The organism is Thermostichus lividus PCC 6715, from assembly GCF_002754935.1.
Lineage (GTDB): Bacteria > Cyanobacteriota > Cyanobacteriia > Thermosynechococcales > Thermosynechococcaceae > Thermosynechococcus > Thermosynechococcus lividus.
Genome location: NZ_CP018092.1, coordinates 78,261 through 100,063, shown reverse-complemented (window position 1 = coordinate 100,063; position 21,803 = coordinate 78,261). Strand labels below are relative to the sequence as shown.

General features: G+C 54.1%; 16 protein-coding genes and 1 tRNA gene. 6 read left to right on the top strand and 11 right to left on the bottom strand.

Annotated elements, in window-relative coordinates; translation table 11 throughout:
• Positions 1-14: 14 nt before the first annotated feature.
• From BRW62_RS00555 to BRW62_RS00545, 3 genes are all read right to left on the bottom strand, one after another.
• Positions 15-1,814, bottom strand: a complete 1,800-nt coding sequence (locus BRW62_RS00555) for a proline--tRNA ligase (protein ID WP_099797626.1) — start codon at positions 1,812-1,814, stop codon at positions 15-17.
• A 138-nt stretch (positions 1,815-1,952) separates the two neighbouring features.
• Positions 1,953-3,248 carry an FGGY-family carbohydrate kinase gene (locus tag BRW62_RS00550; protein ID WP_099797625.1) on the bottom strand — a complete coding sequence of 432 codons (1,296 nt, stop codon included), beginning with the start codon at positions 3,246-3,248 and terminating at the stop codon, positions 1,953-1,955.
• A 97-nt stretch (positions 3,249-3,345) separates the two neighbouring features.
• On the bottom strand, positions 3,346-5,091 hold the full coding sequence (locus BRW62_RS00545) for an FAD-dependent oxidoreductase (RefSeq protein WP_099797624.1): 1,746 nt from the start codon (positions 5,089-5,091) through the stop codon (positions 3,346-3,348).
• Between the two features lie 99 nt (positions 5,092-5,190).
• On the opposite strand from BRW62_RS00545, the gene BRW62_RS00540 reads away from it, so the two are divergent.
• Positions 5,191-6,684 (top strand): hypothetical protein, encoded by a 1,494-nt coding sequence (locus tag BRW62_RS00540; protein WP_198406075.1) that lies wholly within the window; start codon positions 5,191-5,193, stop codon positions 6,682-6,684.
• 232 nt (positions 6,685-6,916) lie between these two features.
• Here the strand turns inward: BRW62_RS00540 and BRW62_RS00535 are convergent.
• A tRNA-Tyr gene (locus tag BRW62_RS00535) sits at positions 6,917-6,998 on the bottom strand.
• 189 nt (positions 6,999-7,187) lie between these two features.
• Positions 7,188-7,892 carry a phycocyanobilin:ferredoxin oxidoreductase gene (locus tag BRW62_RS00530; RefSeq protein WP_099797622.1) on the bottom strand — a complete coding sequence of 235 codons (705 nt, stop codon included), beginning with the start codon at positions 7,890-7,892 and terminating at the stop codon, positions 7,188-7,190.
• Between the two features lie 86 nt (positions 7,893-7,978).
• On the opposite strand from BRW62_RS00530, the gene shc reads away from it, so the two are divergent.
• Positions 7,979-9,901, top strand: a complete 1,923-nt coding sequence (gene shc, locus BRW62_RS00525) for a squalene--hopene cyclase (protein ID WP_099799767.1) — start codon at positions 7,979-7,981, stop codon at positions 9,899-9,901.
• Here shc and BRW62_RS00520 read toward each other — a convergent pair.
• Both BRW62_RS00520 and BRW62_RS00515 read right to left on the bottom strand, forming a co-directional pair.
• Entirely contained in the window at positions 9,898-10,713 is an 816-nt protein-coding gene (locus BRW62_RS00520; RefSeq protein WP_099797621.1) for a M48 family metallopeptidase, read from the bottom strand. The genes shc and BRW62_RS00520 overlap by 4 nt on opposite strands.
• Before the next feature lie 144 nt (positions 10,714-10,857).
• A complete protein-coding gene (locus tag BRW62_RS00515; protein ID WP_099797620.1) occupies positions 10,858-11,847 on the bottom strand; it encodes a cysteine synthase A in 990 nt (329 codons plus the stop codon).
• Between the two features lie 293 nt (positions 11,848-12,140).
• Here BRW62_RS00515 and moeB point away from each other — a divergent pair, with 293 nt between their 5' ends.
• From moeB to BRW62_RS00495, 4 genes are read left to right on the top strand one after another with little or no spacing between them, the layout of a single operon-like run.
• A complete protein-coding gene (moeB, locus tag BRW62_RS00510; protein WP_099797619.1) occupies positions 12,141-13,313 on the top strand; it encodes a molybdopterin-synthase adenylyltransferase MoeB in 1,173 nt (390 codons plus the stop codon).
• Between the two features lies 1 nt (position 13,314).
• A complete protein-coding gene (locus BRW62_RS00505) occupies positions 13,315-14,052 on the top strand; it encodes a lipoate--protein ligase family protein (protein ID WP_099797618.1) in 738 nt (245 codons plus the stop codon).
• Positions 14,053-14,085: 33 nt separating this feature from the next.
• Positions 14,086-14,592 carry a hypothetical protein gene (locus BRW62_RS00500; protein ID WP_099797617.1) on the top strand — a complete coding sequence of 169 codons (507 nt, stop codon included), beginning with the start codon at positions 14,086-14,088 and terminating at the stop codon, positions 14,590-14,592.
• Between the two features lie 27 nt (positions 14,593-14,619).
• Complete coding sequence (locus BRW62_RS00495) at positions 14,620-15,507, top strand: hypothetical protein (RefSeq protein ID WP_099797616.1); 888 nt, start codon at positions 14,620-14,622, stop codon at positions 15,505-15,507.
• Here the strand turns inward: BRW62_RS00495 and BRW62_RS00490 are convergent.
• From BRW62_RS00490 to BRW62_RS00475, 4 genes are all read right to left on the bottom strand, one after another.
• The gene (locus tag BRW62_RS00490) at positions 15,504-16,268 is read right to left on the bottom strand and encodes a hypothetical protein (protein WP_198406074.1); all 765 of its coding nucleotides are present in this window, start codon (positions 16,266-16,268) and stop codon (positions 15,504-15,506) included. The two genes, BRW62_RS00495 and BRW62_RS00490, sit on opposite strands and share 4 nt — an antisense overlap.
• A gap of 45 nt (positions 16,269-16,313) precedes the next feature.
• Positions 16,314-17,795: a hypothetical protein gene (locus tag BRW62_RS00485; RefSeq protein ID WP_099797615.1), complete on the bottom strand. Its 1,482-nt coding sequence runs from the start codon at positions 17,793-17,795 to the stop codon at positions 16,314-16,316.
• A gap of 570 nt (positions 17,796-18,365) precedes the next feature.
• Positions 18,366-19,250, bottom strand: a complete 885-nt coding sequence (locus BRW62_RS00480; protein WP_099797614.1) for a glutaminase — start codon at positions 19,248-19,250, stop codon at positions 18,366-18,368.
• A gap of 11 nt (positions 19,251-19,261) precedes the next feature.
• On the bottom strand, positions 19,262-21,304 hold the full coding sequence (locus tag BRW62_RS00475) for an Rne/Rng family ribonuclease (RefSeq protein ID WP_099797613.1): 2,043 nt from the start codon (positions 21,302-21,304) through the stop codon (positions 19,262-19,264).
• Between the last annotated feature and the right edge of the window lie 499 nt (positions 21,305-21,803).

The window sequence follows — 21,803 nt, the reverse complement described above, 5'->3', positions numbered from 1 at the left end:
CTTTTAAGGGAATGTCAAAGCTGATCTACTTGCTGTTGCAGATAGGCGATCGCCTCGCTCACAGAGAGAGTCACGGTTTTGCCCGTAGCGCGCTCTACTAATTCCACCTCCCCTTTGGCACTCGTGCGCCCCGTTACCACCCGATAGGGGATTCCAATGAGATCCGCATCTTTGAATTTGACCCCAGCACGCTCATCGCGATCATCTAGCAGCACCTCAATTCCGACTGTTTGCAGCTTGGTGTAGAGTTCAGTGGCCAAGTGCATCTGAGTGGGATCGGTGATGTTGGGGACAACAATAATGACCTGATAAGGGGCGATCGCCAACGGCCAGATAATCCCGTTGGCATCGTGGTGCTGCTCCACAGCAGCTTGGGCTAAGCGGGAGACACCAATGCCATAGCACCCCATCACTAAGGGCACCTCCTCCCCCTGCTCATTGGTATAGGTAGCCTGCATAGCTTGGGAGTACTTAGTGCCCAGTTGAAAGATATGGCCAATTTCAATCCCACGGGCAGTTTCTAAGTACTGCGTTGGATCATGACAGGCGCGATCGCCCGCTTGCGCCTTGCGCACATCCACCACTAACGCTGGCAGGGCACAGGTGTTGCCCCAGTTCACCCCAACCCGATGGTGCTCTGCCTTATTCGCCCCCGTGACAAACCGCTTCAGCTCGGCCACCGTTGTATCGGCAATTCGAATAAATTGGGGAATGAGGTTGGCCGTGGTTTTTAGATACGTATCCGGCAGATCAGGCCCAATATAACCAAAGGGTAAGGGTTGTGCTGCCCACTCCTGCGCGGTTTCAGCGTCGGCCACCCTCAGATCCAACAGTTTACTGGCTCCATAGTTGGCAGCTAAACCCGTCAGCACATTCTGAAGCTTCACCGCATTCACCTCTTGATCGCCACGAATGCTCACCAATACTAAGCCGCAGCAACCATTATCAAACCCAGCACGATAGAGAACCGTTTTGACAATCTGGGTCGGATCACAGCCCAGTTGCGCCACTAATGCCTCAATGGTGGTTGCATTGGGGGTGCTGAGGGTTTCCATTTTCCTATAGGGGCTAGGTACAGCCGCTGGCGGCACAGACACCGCCTTTTCTACATTGGCAGCATACTCACCATCGGCGGTATAGAGCACTTCATCTTCACCCGCATCGGCTAGCACCATAAATTCATGGGAGCCAGAGCCGCCAATTGCCCCCGAATCTGCCTCAACTGCCCGAAAAGTAAGACCGCAACGGCTGAGGATACGACTGTAGGTGTCGTACATCACCTGATAGGTGTCCTGAAGGCTGGCCACATCAGCATGGAAGGAGTAGCCATCCTTCATGATGAATTCCCGTCCCCGCAACAGGCCAAACCGGGGGCGAATTTCATCGCGGAACTTAGTTTGAATTTGATACAGGTGCACCGGTAACTGCCGGTAGGAACGAATCAGATCCTTAGCAAGGGTGGTAATGACCTCTTCATGGGTTGGGCCTAGCCCCAACTGCCGCTCTGCCCGATCCGTGAGGGCAAACATAATGCCTTCTGCTTGGGTGTAGGTATCCCAACGGCCAGATTCCTGCCATAGCTCAGCGGGCTGCAATTGCGGCAGCAGGCACTCAAGGGCACCACTGCGATCCATTTCGGAGCGTACAATGGCACTCACCTTCTGGAGCACCCGCCACATCAGGGGTAAGTAGCTATACACCCCACTGGCAATGCGGCGAATATAGCCAGCCCGCAGCAATAGCCTGTGGCTGGGAATTTCCGCTTCCGCAGGGTTATCCCGCAAGGTGACAAAAAGCATTTGCGACAGGCGCATGGATCGCTACTGATACAGCACAGAGACTCTATTCTACCGAAAAAGCGCCGTCAAGCCCCTAGCTTTAGCTATGGGGATATAATACGAATTCTCCAAATAGCTGCTACACATAGAGCGTTGAAAACCAGTAATGTGTGCTCAGCAGCCGCTTGTAAAAGGGTAGCTTTGTTGTCGATTTTGTAAGGAGTTGGTTGAGCCACAGGCAAGGAGTGCAGCACCGTAGGCCGCCTCTGTTTGCGGCGAAATGGCCACGGGCACCCCCAAAAATTGTTGACGAATGGCTAGCCATGCTGGATTATGGGCACCTCCCCCTGCTGTCCAAACCCGTTGCAGTGGTGACGCACCAAGGGTTTGTAATCGCTGATAGCCCTGTTGTTCAATGCGGCTGAGGCTTTCTAGAAGTCCTTGCAAAAACAAATGGGGTTCAGCAGGTCGTGGTTCTAAACGCGGCTCAAGGTGCGGATCATTAACGGGAAAACGCTCTCCTCGCCTGAGGAGGGGATAATAGTCTAACCCCGTAGGCTGCTGAGGGTTGATGTGGCGACTGAGATGCTCTAGTTCTGTAGGGGTAAAAAATTGTCCCAGAATTGCTGCACCGCAGTTAGAGGCACCCCCCACCAACCAGAGATCGCCAAGGCGATGACTGTAGATTCCTGCTGCCCGATCCTGCACAGGACGGTTACTCAGAAGTTTCAGCACTAGGGTTGAGCCTAAGGACGTTACCGCATCCCCCACGTGATGGGCACCACTGGCCAAAAAGGCAGCAATACTATCAGTGGTGCCTGCACAAATTTGGCACTCTGACGACAGTCCCAACGATTGCGCTATCCTTGTTGGAGTGCCGATGACTGTTCCAGGGGCAACAACCTTAGGGAGCAACGGTTGCAAAGGGGCAAGGATGGGATGATAAAACCAGTCAGGATAGGTCTCGGCAGCGGGGTCATACCCCAATTTGAGGGCATTGTGCCAATCCGATATACCCAGTTGGCCGTGGAGCAAAAAGGCTAGCCAGTCTGCTTGGTGCAAGAAATAACCGCCTGCTGTGGGGTAGTGCTCCCATAACCACAGCAGTTTCACAAGACTACTAGTGGCACTGAGGACGAGATGATTGGCTGGCGCGATGCCTGCTAATACCTTGAGGGACTCTTGAGCACGATCATCGTTGTAGAGAAGAGCGGGGGAAATGGGGTCACCGTCAGGATTGCACAATAAGACCGTGGCAGAAGTGCCATCAATGGCAATGCGCTGGATCTGTTGCCGTACTTTAAGGGGAATCTCCTGAATTAACTCCCACAGGGTTGCCGCCCATTCTTGAGGATTATCTGGCTGGGCTAAGGTGCGGCGAGTGCTGGCAAGTATCTCACCCTTGGCGTTGAGGGCGATCGCCCGGGCACCGGAGGTACCAAAATCAATTCCAAGGGCGGTGATGGTCATGCCAAGGTTTCAAGAGACTGGCGATGTCATTGTACCAAAGGGTGTCATAACACTATTTGCTTAAGGCATGGAGCAGCTGCCAACCGCCACGGCTATTTTAGCTGTCAAGAATCTCAACGCGAATCCATGGTGCATAGGGATTGACAACCCCCATAATGTGTACCTGCTGACCGCTTACACACTCGTGCAGACGGTCATTGATCGTTGAGCGCAGGGTGACCAACGGCCACTGGCGATCGCCCTCAAGAAGTTGGTATTGCTGGTCCCCTAGTTTTTGGAACTCACCACAAACAGAGACCAAGCCCTCAGGGGAGGGGTCTGGTGCGGGGGTTTGCAAGGGGGCGTAGCCGCTCAAGGGACGTGTGGCCTCAAAGGTGCGGAGGGTGTGGCATTGCCAGTCTTCCCATTCTGGGTGATCGGGGTGGAGGTTGAAAAACGGAAAAATCGCCTGCCGATGCTCAGTAATGAGGGGTATAAGATCTAAGCTATCAACCAGATCCCGAGGCTGTCGGTGTTGCTGAACGGCAGTAGCGGCCAGCCAACCTGCCGCCTGACCAATCGCCATTACAACGGGTTGCAGTCGGGTTGCCCCATTGGCAATGTGGGTCACCGAGATATTCTTTTCAGCTACTAAGAAGCCGTCGATGTCCTTGGGAATCAGACAGGTGTAGGGAATCATAAAAGGTGTACCGGTCCAGCGCCCGCCCCAGCGAATGGATTTGGTCGCAAGGGCAAAGTTGTGTCCCGGATAATGATGATCGTTGGCATAATTCCCGATCGCCACCCCTGTATAGCGCCCTGTTACGGTGCTCGGAGCTGGGGCTACGATGCCCCCCGCCACTGGCAAAATGTCTTGCTCTTGCACGGTGGTTAGGCCAATCAGGCGGCGGCTTTCACGGTAGTAGGGATGCAAGGCATAGGCTCCCCCACCAAGCTGGTTTGGTAGGACGGGAAAGGTATCCTCGGCAAGACCATAACGGCGACCCAAGTGGCGTTGTATGTAGCAGGCAAAATCTTGGCTGTGCCAGCGGGCTTCTTGCAGAAATTCTTGCTTAGCAGTGGCAGACTGCACTAATCGCCCTAGGTTCACCCCATAGTCATTCCCCTGCTGCGGCCAATTGAGCATGAAGCGATCGCCCGGCAGGCGGCCATAGTTCAAGAAGTGCTCTGGATCGTACCCCTGCCATGCTCCCTCAAACTTATGATCATCCCACAGGGGAGACGGCGGAATCTCTGGCGCTGTTTCACCACTGCCGTAATCTCGCAACATCACTACCCACGTGGGGGCTTGCACAGGATAGGTTGTGGTCAGCGCATTCGGGGCAGGGGGTGCCGAGGGTTCACCGGTCTCTGGCTGCCACTCCCACCCCCAACGGTGGGGAATCTCTCCCAAGGGCAGCAGATCCCCTAGTTCCGTGGCATCGATCGTAATCTCTGCATAGACGGTAAAGGCACTAAATTCTACCCCGGTGATGCGATCGCCCCGACGCAAAACCGCTTGGGGAGTGTGACCGGCCATCCACGTTAAGTTGGGGCTGGCCGTCACCCAATCATGGAATATGGCAGCAGCCACTTTAGGCTCAAACGTAAAAAAGCTCACCCACGCATGATCTAAGCCATGGGATTGTCGTTGGGCGATCGCCCGCAGGAACCGTCCCCACACCCCCGTTTGCCATGCCAATAGCTCATTGCCGTCAGGCGCAGGCACCCCAGCACTGGTGAGCATACCCCCTAACCATGGCTCTTCGCTTACCAACAGGGTTTTAGCACCACAACGAGCAGCGGTTAAAGCAGCAGCAACTCCCCCTGTGCCCCCTCCCACCACCAGAACCTCAGTTTGCATATCGTGATCTACCTGTGATGTTGCAAAAAGTGAAACCACCATCCTATGCTGCGATACCTTGTCTAGGCTAGACAGTAGCCTACCCTCAGGATGTGCCCTATGTCTGCGCCACTCAAGCTTAGCCTTGCCCTTGCGGCTGTTTTTGGTTTAGGACTCAGTTTATCGGGGCGATCGCTCCCCCAAGGAGATGCCATTATGATCCAACCTGCCCAGAGTCAACCCAGTTGGGGCATTGACACAACGCCATCCGTGGCCTCTACCCCCCCGTCACCAACGACGACCCCCATTGAGTACGATCGCTACCGCCACGTCATTGAGCAAACCCGCAGCATGATCCACAATCCTGAGGCTCAACGCCTAGCACAGCAGTACGGCCTCAACATCCTAGATGTGACATGGGAAGATACAGGCCGCTATCAGAACTCTGCGGTAGGCCCCAACATTAGCGACATGACCATTCAAATTCAACAATACAACCCCCGCACTAAAACCTACGAACTCAGCCTCATGCCCGTGATTCGCTTTCCCAATTTCAGCGATCGCACTGCGGATATTCCCCTCGAGCGCTTCTTTATCCTTGTGGGGAATGAAAAAGGCAAACCCCTAGAGCGGGTCAGCTTAAAGGAACTTTTAGGGAACTTCCGAAAATACCTGCACAACCCCCGTTCTTGGGCTGGGAACCGGCGTTCGTTACTTGCTGCGCGCGACAGCCACGTCCTCGTAAGTGCCCAAGCCTGCTTCTTACCAATTCCCGCTCAAGGAGAAGCCACCTTTAACCCCGTCCTCTTTAACTACCAAAGCTATGAGAAAAATCCGGCGGTTTTAACCATTCTTGTGACCCGCCAAGGCACCAGTGCCACTATCATTGACAACAAGCGGGATGCCTTTGAAGCAGGAATGACGTGGGGGCAGCGGCTCTTCTTTAACAAAAATGGCGAGCGAGCGAGCCTTGTGGGACAGCGCGCCAGTGACTTTGGCGTTATCAGCGGTGGTAGCGAGATCACCTCTACCCAAGCAGAAGCCGCTGGTATGAATATGGTCATGCTCATTCAAGTCCCCCTCAAACAAACCCCACGCCCCCGTCAGCCAATGTCCGTGTTCCCTGCTCCATCTGTTGTCTTTGAGTCGGCTGCCCCTACCGGTCTAAGTCGCTCTAATGTAGAGGCTGCTGTCATTAGCCACGGCAAGGTGGAAGGTCCCTTTACAGAAATTGATAATTTACCCATTGAACGAGATCCGCGATTCCCCGTGCGCGTCACGGTGCAATTCTATAAAGCTACCGATAATGGCGTTGTCTCGGCAGCGGATATGCGCCACATTCACGATCAGATCGCCAAGGTCTATAGTAATGCCGATTATGTGGGCAGCCTTGTTATTGATGGGGATACAGGGCGACCCACAGAATATACCGGCAGTAAGCAGGAACCTCCCGGCTGGTGGGATGACTTTTGGCAACGCCATCAGCAAAATACCGGCCAAAGCCGTGAAGAGGCGCTTGAAATGCTACGGCGACTACGGGGACAACACTGGATGCCCCGCTCCCAAAAGGAACTGGAGCAAGCCCTCAAGTCCCTAGCTAGCGACCAGAAGTGAACGATTGCCTCTCTAGAACTGCGCCGACAGTGGAGATGCGATGGTGCCCTGTCAACACTCTATTCTTGAGGACGACTACATATAGCTATCCACGAGTGTTGAATTTGGTAAGAAAAGAGCGAAAAAAGCAGCCAAACAGCTATGATTTGGCTACAAATACACCAAATAAGGGAGGCAGATCAATCCTTAAGCCCCTTTATAGTTATAGGACTTATGAGGTGTTTTGTCTTGATGGGCCGGGCTGGATTCGAACCAGCGTAGGCGTAGCCAACGGATTTACAGTCCGCCCCCATTAACCACTCGGGCACCGACCCATTCATCGCGATCTCTGAGTATAGCAGAGGGTGTTCGCCAATGGAACCCTAGATTCTAGGTGCCTTGACCACATCAACTGATTGATTGCCGTAAAAAACAGTCTTCAATTGGTCAGTCTTGACCCACAGGCTGATTTGATCTTGCCTGCAAGCAAGCTTCAGACAACCCTTTGACTAGAGTATGGGTAGCTATGGTGCATCAAACAGTACAGTGGTCATATACCGCTCCGCCCAGTCGTGACCAAAGGCTTTTTCAAGGACTCGCCGTGTTTTGTCGTTTTGCTGTTGTTGCTGGCAATATTGCTGTTGACCAGCAATCACTGGCTGGGGATCGAGGAGGGGGGTGCTCTGTTGGCTTAGCTGGCAGTGAAGCGCTAGATAGTCGCCAATGCGATCTAAAAATTGCTGCTCTTCGCTAGCACCTTGGGGGCGAATAAAAAGGCAAAATGGCGAAAAAATATAGCCCCATGGCGGCAGCTCCCGCGTCTGGCTAAAGGCTATCTTAGGCAGTGCATTCAAGGCAGTAGTGTAGGCAGGGGGTAGCTCCCCAGTCACAGGAGACAGATCAACAATGGCAGCACTAATTTGCCCACGCCCTCCCACTAAGTCACAGCCAAACATGGGCAGATCATAGGTTGGCTGCGGAAACATCACGCAGTGCAAAATATCGAGGGTGTTCCCCACCCGTGCCAATTCTAAATGCAGTTTGCGAAAGGGAGGAGCTTGGTAGCAGTGGTTTTCAATGACGAGGCGCTCTCCCTCCAGTTTGCCTTCAACATAGCCAAGGTCTGCGGGTAACTCGTAAGGAGCAAGCTGCAGGTGAGTCTGCCAAATCTGCTCGATGCGATCGGCCAAGCGTTGAATGAGGGGATGTTGTTGCTGACGGAGAGACATAAGTACTGATCCTAGCTCAACGTCGCACAACTTGCGACAGGGCATCGCCACGGCTAAACTAACCTTCAGTGAACAACCGGAACCCCATGCACACTGAACTTGCTCCTGCCATTGATCAACAGAAGCTCCAACAGGCCATTCGCGCTAGCCAAGACTATTTACTCTCCCAGCAATATCCAGAAGGCTACTGGTGGGCGGAATTGGAGTCAAATGTCACAATGACGGCAGAGGTAATTCTGCTGCACAAAATTTGGGGCACTGAGCAGCGACTTCCTTTAGCTAAAGCCGAGCATTACCTGCGCATTCACCAGCGAGAGCATGGTGGTTGGGAATTGTTCTACAGTGATGGCGGCGACCTCAGCACCAGTGTCGAAGCCTACATGGGGTTACGGCTGCTGGGGGTTCCCATGGATGATCCTGCCCTAGTCAAAGCCCGACAGTTTATTCTGGCACGGGGCGGCATTACCAAAACCCGTATTTTTACCAAGCTGCATCTTGCCCTCTTGGGGTGCTATGACTGGCGGGGGATCCCTTCACTGCCGCCGTGGATTATGCTCCTGCCTGAGGGCAGCCCGTTCACCATCTATGACATGTCTAGTTGGGCACGAGGGAGTACGGTGCCCTTGCTGATTGTGATGGATCGCAAACCTGTCTATCCGATGCAGCCTGCCCTTAGCCTCGATGAACTGTACGTGGAAGGCCGCGCCAATGCATCCTATGAACTGCCGCGCCAAGGTAACTGGGGGGATGTGTTTATTGGCTTGGATCAGGTGTTCAAGGTCTGCGAAGCATGGAATCTCACCCCTCTGCGGCAGGAAGGGATCAAGGCAGCAGAAAAATGGGTGCTCGAGCGACAAGAGGCCAGCGGTGACTGGGGGGGCATTATTCCGGCGATGCTGAACTCCCTACTGGCGCTGCGGGTTCTGAACTATGCAGTGGATGACCCGATTGTGCAGCGGGGAATGGCGGCGGTTGATCGCTTTGCCATTGAAACAGAGACGGAGTACCGTGTGCAGCCCTGTGTCTCGCCGGTGTGGGATACGGCGCTGGTGATGCGGGCAATGGTGGACTCAGGGATAGCTGCGGATCATCCTGCGTTGGTCAAGGCAGGGGAGTGGTTGCTCTCAAAGCAAATTCTCGACTATGGTGACTGGTGCGTTAAAAATAAAACGGGTCAGCCTGGTGGCTGGGCGTTTGAGTTTGAAAATCGCTTTTACCCAGATGTTGACGATACCGCCGTGGTGGTGATGGCGTTAGAGGCGGTCACACTTCCTGACGAAAAGGTGAAACGACAGGCCATGGAGCGTGCTGCCGCATGGGTGGCTTCAATGCAGTGCCGTCCGGGAGGGTGGGCAGCCTTTGATGTGGACAACGACCAAGATTGGTTGAATGCTATTCCCTACGGCGATCTCAAGGCGATGATTGATCCGAATACGGCGGATGTAACGGCACGTGTGCTGGAAATGGTGGGGCGATGCGCTCTTTCGTTTGACAGCACGGCAGTAGATCGCGCCTTGGCTTACCTGCGCAATGAGCAGGAACCGGAAGGCTGCTGGTTTGGCCGTTGGGGGGTGAATTATATCTATGGCACCAGTGGGGTGCTCTCCGCGTTAGCTCTGGTTGCTCCCCGCTACGATCGCTGGCGAATTCGCCGCGCGGCGGAATGGTTAGTGCAGTGCCAAAATAGGGATGGTGGCTGGGGGGAAACCTGCTGGAGCTACAATGATCCCTCGTTGAAAGGCAAAGGGGATAGTACGCCTTCGCAAACGGCGTGGGCGCTCATTGGCCTGCTAGCGGCGGCAGAGGCGACGGGGGAGGCTGCAACAGCGGCAATTGAGCGTGGGGTAACCTACCTCCTAGAAACCCAGCGTAGTGATGGCACATGGAATGAGGATTATTTTACGGGGACGGGGTTTCCTTGCCATTTTTACCTGAAGTACCACTACTACCAACAGCACTTTCCCTTGACTGCTTTAGGTCGCTATGCGCGGTGGCGAGAGCAAGCCTAGTTGCTAAACGAACGCAGGGTTTGCTGATAGGCAATGGTATCGGTACCACACATCGGCTGCGGGGTATGCAAGCACGCATTCCCTAAACCAGACCGAATTAAGTTCTCGGCAATGGCGAGGCGATCGCCCGGGGCAGGGTGAGTGCTCAAAATGGTTGGTGGGGTTCCCCCCTGCTGTCGTAACTTTTGCAGGAAGGTGACCATTCCCCGCGGATCATAATTACTGCGGGTCAACAGGTTGAGACCATAGCGATCGGCGTCTAATTCCTGCTCACGGCTACGGGGACGGCGGAAGGCCAGTTCCATCGCCAGTTGAATGCCGCGATCGCGATCCAAACCAGCGGCGGTCATCAGTCCTTGGGCAATAGCGGTCTGCTGTAGCTGCCGGATCACATGGCGCTGGTCAATGTGGCCAATTTCGTGGGCAATCACACTGGCTAGCTCGGCCTCGTTTTCAGCCCGCAGCATCAGCCCGGTGGTGACATACACAAACCCGCCCATGGTTGCGTAGGCATTCACTTGTCGGTCTTGAATGATCTGAAACTGGTAAGGCAAACCGCGGCGATCGCCTACACTCACCAATCGTTGGCCAATGCTGTTAATGTAATCCTGAGCTGCCCGATTGCGAACGATACGCATTCCTTGCCGCAGCATTTGGTCATTAATCTGTTGCCCAAGCGCCACCTCCTGTCGCGGTGAAATATTGGACAGTTGGAGAACTTGGACTCCCTGTAGCAGGAGGCGCTGCCAAAGGTTTTGAGCCTGTACCATGCCGGGGTGCAGGACAATGGCTAGCCCACACACCACACTCATTAACAGCAGGAACCAGCGTCTTTGTTTCACGGCAAACTTGATCCTTCACCTAGACAGCACACAAGCAGTGCAAAAATCCACACCCACGCCTAGGGGCTACTTGCCCTCCTGTGACCGGTAGCCCTAGCGTCTTGTTCCCAGTCCTTAAGGTTTCTTAATCTCAGGAACCGTGAGTCCCTTACTGGCTAGCCACTCCGGGTTAAAGAGGCGAGACTGATAGCGGGAGCCACCGTCGCATAGTACTGTGACAATAGTGTGATTGGGGCCAAGTTCTTTGGCCAAGCGTAGGGCTGCACCGACATTGATGCCCACTGACCCACCCATAAACAGGCCATCGTAATGCAGCAATTGATAGATCACCTCCAGGCACTCTTGATCAGTAATTTGGATGGCATCATCAATGGGTGCGCCCGCTAAATTGGCGGTAATGCGGCTATTGCCAATCCCTTCCGTGATTGAGTTGCCGCTGCTGCTAAGGATTCCCGTTTTGGCATAGCTATAGATGGCACTGCCCATCGGATCTGCCACCACCGTACGAATAGCCGGATTTTTTTCCTTCAGGTATAGTGCCACGCCAGCATAGGTGCCACCCGTTCCCGTGGCTGCAACCCATGCATCCACTTGGCCATCCGTTTGCTGCCAAATTTCCGCACCAGTCGTCTCATAGTGGGCTTGGCGGTTCGCAAGGTTATCAAACTGGTTTGCCCAGATGGCATTCTCCATTTCCGCCGCAATCCGCCCCGAGAGCTTGACGTAATTATTGGGATCTTTGTAGGGAACGGCGGGCACGGTTCGCACCTCGGCACCTAGGGTGCGCAGCAGGTCGATTTTCTCTTGGGATTGGGTGTTGGGGATAACAATTAGGCACTTGTAGCCCTTGGCATTGCAGATGTGGGCTAAGCCAATTCCCGTGTTCCCAGCCGTCCCTTCAACAACCGTGCCACCGGGTTTGAGTAGTCCTTTTTTTTCGGCATCTTCGATAATGTAAAGCGCAGCCCGGTCTTTAACGGAGCCACCGGGGTTGAGAAACTCAGCTTTGCCTAAAATGTTACAACCTGTCAGGTCACTAAAGTAGTTGAGGCGAATGAGGGGCGTTTGACCAATAGTACCCACAAATCCCTGTTTAATATCCATGCCGAGAGCGTATAGTGTTGACTCAATAGTCCTATGTTGGCATATTCCCCTGCCCTAACAGATGGGAATTCTGCACCAGTCCTCTAAACCCTTCAACCACCCCCATCGGCGAAGCAGTACCCTGCATATTGGTAAGGGCGAGGGATTTGGATGAACGGCTCGCGACACTCATCTTCGTTGAGACCACTTGCAAGTTAGAGCGTTGCGAGAGGACTCTCTGAGTACAATGGAGAGACTAACCCCTCACCTTTGCTGATCAGGTTAGATCAGCTTGACCTTACTGCATTCTCACCATGCTAAATCCTGATCTTGCAACGATTGAACTAACTAAAGATGACTATGAGCGCTATTCGCGCCATTTGATCTTGCCGGAAGTGGGCGTTGAGGGACAAAAACGCCTCAAGGCCGCTAGCGTACTCTGCATTGGTACCGGTGGGCTGGGGTCCCCCTTGCTGCTATACCTTGCAGCCGCAGGCATTGGCCGCTTGGGCATTGTGGACTTTGATGTTGTCGATAGCTCTAACCTACAACGGCAAATCATCCATGGCACGTCTTGGGTGGGCAAGCCGAAAATTCAGTCGGCCAAGCAGCGCATCCTTGAGATTAATCCCTACTGCCAAGTGGATCTCTACGAAACCCGTCTGAATGCCGCTAACGCCCTCGATATTGCCGCAAGCTACGACATTGTGGTGGATGGCACAGATAATTTCCCAACTCGCTACTTGGTGAATGATGCCTGTGTATTGCTCAACAAGCCCAATGTCTATGGCTCTATTTTCCGCTTTGAAGGCCAAGCCACCGTGTTTAACTACGAAGGTGGTCCTAACTATCGCGATCTCTATCCTGAACCGCCACCCCCGGGATTGGTTCCCTCCTGTGCAGAGGGGGGCGTTCTGGGTATTTTGCCGGGCATTATTGGCGTGATTCAGGCCACAGAAACCATCAAAATTATTCTTGGTAAGGGCACTACCCTCAGTGGTCGGCTGCTGTTGTTTAACGCTCTTGAGATGACGTTTCGCGAGCTAAAACTGCGCCCCAATCCAGAGCGCCCTGTCATCGACAAGCTCATTGACTATGAAGAATTTTGCGGTATTCGACAAGCCCAAGCCCAAGAGGCAGCGCAAATGGCAGACATTCCAGAAATGACGGTTCAGGAACTCAAACACCTCCTAGATAGCGGTGCGACGGACTATGTTCTGGTGGATGTCCGCAATCCGAACGAGTACGAGATTGCCAAAATCCCGGGTTCAGTTTTGGTTCCCCTCTCAGAGATTGAAAACGGCACTGGGATCGAAACAGTCCGTCAACTGGTGAATGGGCATCGTCTTCTTGTGCACTGCAAGATGGGGGGACGCTCGGCCAAGGCACTGGCAATCTTGAAGCAAGCGGGCATTGAGGGGATTAACATCAAGGGGGGGATTAACGCTTGGAGCCAAGAGGTCGATCCCACCGTTCCTACTTACTAGGATGCCCTTGCAAGGGGATTTGAACTGGCGCTACATTCCAGCGATCGCCACCACGGGTGCCTTACAAATGGCCATCGATACGTGGTTGTGGCACCACAGCGATCGCCCCTGCCTGCGCTTTTATACATGGGAACCCGCTGCCATTTCCTTGGGGTATCATCAGCGGCAGTTCCCAGCATCTTGGCGCTCTTTGGGGTGGCAAGGGCAACCCCTCTCGCTAGTGCGGCGACCCACCGGTGGGCGGGCGGTGCTTCACCAAGGGGATCTGACCTACAGTATTGTGGTGTGGGGGCTAGGGCGATCGCGCCATCACCTCTATAGGCAACTCTGCCAGTTTCTCCTCAAGGGCTGGGAAGCGTTAGGGTATTCCCTAGCGTTTGGCCATGCAGCCCTCAGTGCCTACGGAGAACAACCCGTCAACTGTTTTGCCACCGCCACCGCCGCAGATATTACCCTGCTCAGTGGTGAGAAGATCATCGGCAGTGCTCAGGGCTGGCGAGGCGATCGCGTCCTCCAGCACGGCTCTATTCTCCTGCAACCCAACCGTGATCTTTGGCAGCAGGTCTTTGGCTGCGCACCCCATTCATTGGCCTTACCGCCACCGGAGCGGGTACAAGACGCTCTCCTGAGCGCCTTTGCCGAGCAGTGGCACGTCACCTTAACCCCCGAACCACTCACCCACGCAGAATGGCAAGACGTTAAGAGAATTGCAACATTGGTCGCAGGCCAAACCCTCTAAGCTAGAATCAGCGTGTTGGAATAGGGAACAATAATGCCGTTCACCCGCTGGTTCACCGCCCTACTGCTAGCCCTCACCTTAGTGGTGACTGGTTGTGCCGCTACACCTCCGTCACCCTACCAACAGGTTCAGCAGGAGAGCACCCAGCGCAATGCTCCGGCAGCAGTGGCTCGCGAGGCCACCCAAGGCAGTGAATTTAACCGCTTCTTTCCCCCAGAGGGTGATGGCTACGAGCGAATTTACGTGCAAGAGAAAAAAGGGTTTGCGGAAGCAAAACTCAAAAAAGATGGCAAAGACCTTGCCATGCTAGCGATTTCAGACACCATTAGTCTGCCGGACGCCGCTGCCAAATTCCAAAACAGCACCACTACCATTGCGGGTTACCCTGCCCTCGAAATTGGTACCACTCAAACCGCCATTCTGGTGGCCAATCGGTATCAGGTGAAAGTGCTCTCCCGCGATCCAAGCTTTAGCGCCAGCGATCGCCGCGCTTGGATTGAAAAGTTTGACCTAGCTGGTTTGGCGCAACTAGCGCAGTAACCTATCCCCCAGTCATAAGGAGATTCCGTGAGCGAGGCCATCTTCAAAGTTGTTGACCAACTTCCCAGCGGCGGCATTACGGTGATGTCGCTAAAAGCCCTAGATTTCGTCATCCCCGGACAGTGGCAGAATATTGTTGGCTTTGATAACACCATCCGCCATGTGACGGGAGAAACCGATCCAGCCTTGGTGCGACAAATTGGCGAGCGCGCTGTACGGCTGTTTAACGATCGGTCACAGGGGTATCAGCGGGCACTGTGGCTGTACCAAACCGTGGATAATACCGACGCACTCCTAGGTGCCGCCGCCTTAGCGAACAAGGTCGGTGAAAAAATCTCCTTCCTTGGCTTTCTCGACAAAATCACCCCAAAACCCGAGCGGGCACAAGCCATTGATCTGAGCATTAAACTGATTGTTGAGATCCTTGCCTTCTGCCAAATCAACGGGATTCCGGGGGACAGCCTCAGTGACTTCCTCCGCGCCCTCGGGGACTATGGTGGCGAATCCTTAATGCGTATGGCGGCACTGATCTGCTTCGATGGCTTAATTCCCTTAGGCCCCGACTTTTTGTTGAAATGTCTCAACACGCTCCACAGTCTGCAACCCAACGACCTGCAAGAAAATCCAACCTTCAAGGCCATTAGTAGCGTTGTCCCCGGCGGCAGCCCTGCGGGTCAGTTGGGCTTTATTCTCCAAAGCGTTGGCGCGGTGCAAGGTTGGATGAGTCAGTTTGTGGCCTCGCGGGATCTAACGCCCGAAAAGGTGGTGAACAGTTTACAGAACTTTATTGAACTCTCGAAGGATAACCTTGATTACTTAGGGGCATTCCTCGACATGACCACGAATTATTACTACCACACAGGGGTTCAGACCTTAGCACGCCGCTTAATTGAGCGAGCAGTCGCTGAGATCTAGTCCCGCGATAAGGGAGTTTCCGAGGCCGGAGTGCCATAGCCCTGCTGAAGCGCTTGCAAAAGACGCTGTACCGCTGCTTGATCGATGCTGGAGCGCTCCAGAGGAGGCTCGCTCTCAAGGGTTTGTAGTAAGGCGGCCAACTCTGGAATGTTGTGCAACGGCTCGCCATAGGTATTGCCCTTGGTGGGGGCAGCTTTGGGGGGGGCTTCCGGCAGCGGAGTCAGGAAGCTAATTTGCTCTGCAAGATAGTAAATGGGTTGCAGTTGCTCTAGGGGAAAGGTACCGAAGCCTTGGGCATTCGCAGGGAACTGTTGCCAATGATTGACGAGGGTTTGGCGATCGCTAAAGCCGAGAATTCGTGCCCAGCGGCGATCGCGATCCAGGGCAACAGCAACCGCAATATCAGCATTCACCACCCCTAAGAAGGTGGGGCAGTGGATTTCTAGCGCCTTACCTTGCTCTACAGGATAAAGAGCCAGTTGCACCCCTTCCAAATTCAGATCCGCAATATCGAGTAAATCTAAAACATCTGGACGCTCACACCATGTTGTACTAAGGGTAAGTTGTGGAGGCACATCCTCCCAGTCGTCTGCCTTACTCAGCACCCCTTCATGTTCCCACCAGTCAATAAACGTATAGAGAGCTACAAGATAGGGCAGTACCTGTTGCTGGCGGCTTGGGCGGCACTCCTTGAGGACGGCGTGGGCGGCATCTAATGTCAGGGAACGAATGGGAACAACCGGTGCCAAGAAAGAAGTCATAGCAGTTATTATCCAAACCAAGTACGAGAAACTGAGCCAAACCGCCTAGGGAAGATAGTAAATGCCGTTACGATCGCACCACTGGGCGAGTTTGGTTTCTATTTGGTCATCAATTTGCTTCGCAGTGCAGGTACCACGGGCATATTCGGGGTGAATCTCCCGTCGAGTTTGCCGCCGTTGATGGGGACTGGGAATTGATTGGGTGTCATACCAGCGTTTCATCCACTCAGGAATCTGCGGATCTTGAAAGAATTTACGGTAGAGCCAGAGGCGATATTCACGACCCAGACAACGGGAAATTGTTGGTTGGCTCACAAAGAGTTCGCGGGCAATTTCCGCTTGGGTGCGGCGCCGCTCACACCAGTCCCGTACCCATGTGGGGGTTTGGGGATCATTGAGAAAGTCCACCATACATTCAATGCCTTGGCCACTGTTACTGGGTAGAGAGCGGGCATCAGGATAGTTATCAATCCATTCTTGGTTGCTATCAGTGGAGCAAATATTCAAGGAGCGGGTGGACTGGACGTAACGCCCCAAAATGCGCCGCACCTGCTGATGGACATCGCGGGTATATTCAATGCTCCAACCGAGTAGTTGGGCGATGTGCTGCCGCAGGCGAGCGGTGGAGGCGCGGATGCGCGGATCGGTAATTTCCGTTTGCACAATCGTAATCAGGCTGATGCAGGCCTTGGGGTCAATCTCCCGCTGAATCTCTGGCGGCGATGCGCTGTAGCGATCCTGAAAGACTTGCAGGGCGCGGCTTTCGTAAAATAGCAGTTCATCCGCTTCCCGTTTCAGCAGTTTTCGTTTTTCGTCCGCCAGCTTATTGCTGACAACGGTGCGAACCCATGCTTCAAAGGTGGGTCGGCCATGGCCGCTGGCACTAAAGGGCTTCAGCGGGTCAAAGGATTTCATGGCTTCCCATAGCCATCCTATAAGATTACTTTGACAGTGATCGGGGTCAGCACTGCCAAGGCAAACGGTGCGCAGCAGATCCCGATACTCTTGGCGAAATTGGGGGGTCAGCAGAACGCTGGCTCCCAGCTCTTGGCGCAAGCATTGAATAAAAAAGGCGAGAAAACACTCTGCTTCTGTGAGGGTTGGGGGTGGGGTGCGCTGCATCAGCGCTGGCCGACTAAACGCTAGCACCAGTTGTTTGAGTGGGCCGTTATAGTGTCCCCGATTGAGACGATTGTACTCATCCTGAATCACTGTAGCGGGAATTTGCAGCAGCCGCAGGACGGTTTTGTGGAGCGATTGCTGTTGCAGTTGAGTGCGGCTCACACCGTCCAAACAGCGGGGAAATAAGCGAAAATAGGCTTCAACGAGGCGTTGGAGGTAGCCCCCCCGTTGCTGGCTGTCGCCATTGGGATCGATACTGCGCTCTAAAATGGCTCGCAGGGCTTGACACAGAGGCTTGACAACCGTTGGCGATCGCTCCCCGGCCAGATAGCGGGCACGAGCGGCCTGTAATAACTGGGGGAGTTGTTCCACCTCAAGGTCAGGACTGCGGGTCGAGGGACTCATCCGAATAGGCAACGCTAAAATTGTTACTCAACATAGTAGCGGTTTTTGCCAAACTTCTTCGGTGCTGCCCGTGCCCAGAGGTACCGTGAGGTCGGTAAACTGGTCGGGGTTAGGGGGTTGCATGTCCTAGCCTCGTTAGTGTGATGAGAGTGATGTCCGACAATACATTTGCAAAAGGGAACAACGTTTGTAGGTTGATTATCTATCGATCTCACAGCATTTTGCAACGGCAGCCAGCACCGCATCAAGTGTTTCAGCCTGCTGCGGCAACACCTCCAGTTTGCAAGATACGGTGAGAATTTGAGACATTTTTCAAGCTGTGAGGTTCACATCGGGTATGGCTGGAAGCCCCGTACTTCAGTGCGGGGAGGAAAGCTCCTTTAGCAACTTTAGTTGCCTTAGGTTATAATTGTACTGCGGACACCAGAAACGGTTGTTTAAGGCACTGGTAACGGTCGATTGGGGGTGTTGTAAACCACCCCAGAGGCTCGTGGTTGGCTTGCTAACTGCAGGGCTACTAAAAGCTCCCTGCTTTAGCTGGGAGTAGTTTACTGAGTTTACTGAGTTTACCTAGCTCAAGGGACTGAGGCTGAGGTGGCGACTGATACACTGGAGGAGGTGCAGCCCCAAGACAGAGTTACCACTGGCATCAAGGGGAGGGCTATAGCAGGCGATCGCCCCCTGTTGAGGTACCACTGCTAGGACAAGGCCACTCACTCCAGATTTCATGGGCAAGCCAATGTCAAGGGCATAGCGGGGCGAATCCTCGTAGAGGCCACACATGAGCATCAGGGTATTCACTATGTGGCGATGGCGATCGCGAATTGCAGGATGGGGGCACGCCAGAAGCAGTCCCAAGCGGGCAACATCGTGAATGGTCCCTTGAAGGCAGCAGATTTGGTTATAGCTGTCTAAGGCGGCCATTGCATCTGTGATGCTACCCGCCTCTGCCAAGTAGTAGCTCAAACTGCGATTGTGCCAGTTAGGATGGCGATAGACCGCTGCAAGCACAACCGGATCAACCGTCAAGGCTGTCCCCGCACACTGATTCAGCCACTCTTGAAATGCAGCCACGCCACCGGCTTGACTCAAACGGCTGGCCAAGGCGATCGCTCCACTGTTGATCATCGGATTTCGGGGCCACCCCTGATCCAAGCTTAATTGCAAGACAGAGTTGTACGGGTACTCGGAGGGACGCTGCCCAACCCACTCCCACACCTGCTGATCCCAATGCGTGAGGGCATAGAGCAACAAAAACGGCTTCACCACACTCATTAAGGGAAACGATAATGCCCCATCGCCCACAGTTAATGCATAGTCATGGGTCAACACCTCAAAGGCAAAGGCATCGGCTGCAACCTTGGGGAGTCGTTGCAGCGGGGTGCCGTCTAAGGGAACCCGACCCACCCACTCATAAATCTGCTCAGATTGTAGCTGCCGCAGGCGTTCCACCATGCTGGCTGTCTCTAGGTTTCCGGATTAGGGGAGTCACTACTGCTGGTGACGCGCCGCCGTCGCCGTCGTCCTGCCGATACGGTTGGCTCCGCGGGGAGTGAACTCTCCGTAGGGGCTGCTTGCGGAACCTCTACGACCTGCTCTATTTCAGTTGGTGGCACGGTCGCAACGATCGGCTCAAGGGGGATGGGCGGCAACTCCCCACTGCTATCACTGCTATCTAAGGGGGTCTCACCTTCAAGGGGATCCTCTGGCAATGGATCCCCAAGGGGGCGCGTCACTTTCTCTGGTAAGGGCAGCGGCTCTTGACCCGGGCTAGCCACCATCACAATGGCTGAGCGCGGATTTTTAACCTCCTCGCTGTGCAAAACTAAGGGTGAAATACCGATTTCTGCATAGATAGCTTGCTCTTGATCCGTCATCGTGACTGTGACCACCTCTGGCGGCTCCGAACGACTGGGGCGCGGTGGACGAGCCGACCGGGTTTCAGGACTGAGCTTGACCACAGGGCTGGCAACCTCAACCACTGTGGGGGTTGTAATCACCTTGCGACCATTGCTACTCTCACTACTGCGGCTGTCGCTGTTGCGGCGCAGCGGACGACTATTACTGCCACTAGAACCGCGGGGGGAGCGCGAGGTGGATCGCCGTGCTCCGCCTACCTCTTGGTAGTCGGGATGATTGAGAAACTGCGTCTCTGTGGTGGTACCACTTGAGGTGAAGCCGTTGGGTTCGCTGCGGTTATCGATGCTACGGCGGGGGTCTGCCGGTCGTGGCAGGGGCGATCGCTCCACACTTTCTCCGGGGCTATCGTCCGGTTCCCCAGGCAAATGCACTAAATGCCCTAAGCCCCCACAGGCTCCACAAGGACGGCCAAACAGTTCATAGATATTTTGCCCTTGCCGTTTCCGCGTCAGCTCGACCAGTCCCAGTTCTGAAAGCTGGGCAATTTGGGGACGGGCTTTATCGGCTCGCAGTGCTTTACTAAAGTGCTCAAGCAACTGAAGTTGATCACGGCGGGAGTCCATGTCAATAAAGTCAACAATAATCACCCCTGCAATATTGCGCAGTCGCAGTTGCCGGGCAATTTCCGTTGCTGCTTCGCAGTTGGTCCACAGCACTGTTTCGCGTGAGGTGGCCGAACTGGTAAAGGAGCCAGAGTTAACATCAATGACCGTTAGGGCTTCTGTGGGTTCAATGATAATGTAGCCCCCTGAGGGTAAATCGACCCGTGGCTTCAGGGCTTCACGAATTGCAGCATTGACCCGGAAATAATCGAGAATGGGAATGGCCTCTTGGTGATGGTCAATGAGCACACCCACGGGGGGTTTATTACTGTTCCAGTTCATTAGGTGCTGCTTCACGCGCTTCACCCCACCGGCGGTATCCACCACAATACGGTTCACATCACTGCTATAGACATCCCGCAGCACCCGCTGAATAAAATCGTCATCTCGCCCTAGCAGCAGGGGAGGACGACTAGATGCGGCTTGCTGTTGAATGGTTTCCCACTGCCGTTGCAATAGCTCTAGGTCTTCGAGAATGGCCTCTTCGCTCATGCCCTCTGCTTCAGTGCGCACAAGTAGCCCCATCCCCGCTGGCTTCACCAAAATACCGAGGGCGCGCAGCCGGTGCCGTTCCGCTTCGTTGGCAATGCGCCGCGACAGGTTCACCCCTCGCCCGTAGGGCATGAGCACCAGATAGCGACCGGGCAGGGAAATGTTCCCCGTCAGCCGTGGCCCCTTGTTGCCAGTGGGTTCTTTCATCACTTGCACCAGCACCTTTTGTTGGGGGCTGAGCAGTTCGGTAATTGCCCCAGCGGTACGCTTTAACCGCAGCGGTCCAAGGTCAGTGACATGGATAAAGCCATTGCGGGCGGTGTCACCCAAATTGACGAAGGCAGCATCAATACCGGGAAGCACATTTTCAACCACACCGAGGTAAATATCTCCCACCTGATGGCTGCCGGTGGCTACAATGAGCTCTTGAATTTGATCTTCGGCAAAAACTGCCGCCAGCCGATGCTGCTCGGCAATAATAATTTGCTTAGGCATTCATTATCCTTGGATAGTTTAACGCAACAAACGTAAGCATGAATTGGCTAAAAAGCTAACGGCTAGATCTAAGCCATCGCTGCCCCCCCGCAAACAGTGGAGACGACAGCACGTATGGCTAGAGGTAAGGTTGGTGTCAGAGTTGCTGTAGAGGTCAGTTGGCAACGAACGCTAGAATGCAAAATTGGTGATACCTGAAGACTCTGCACAGGTTGCAGGTAGTAAAGATGCCACCGAAGGCCAACTGGGATGAGATGGGAGTACTTAACTTTTTGTCTCTTGGGCTATTAAAGTTAAGTATTAGAGTCATTTTTCTACAGTTACTCTAATGGTCTCTGATTATACGCACCTCTGTCAATATTGACTAGGGGTCTTTAGAAAAAACTTTCTTGCCCCTTGGAGCTGGTGGCGATCGCTACCCACCCCTACCTCTCGTGTGTGACACTTTGGAAACTTGATAGGACACTTTAGCGATCGCCTGTAAAGCTGCTACAACTAT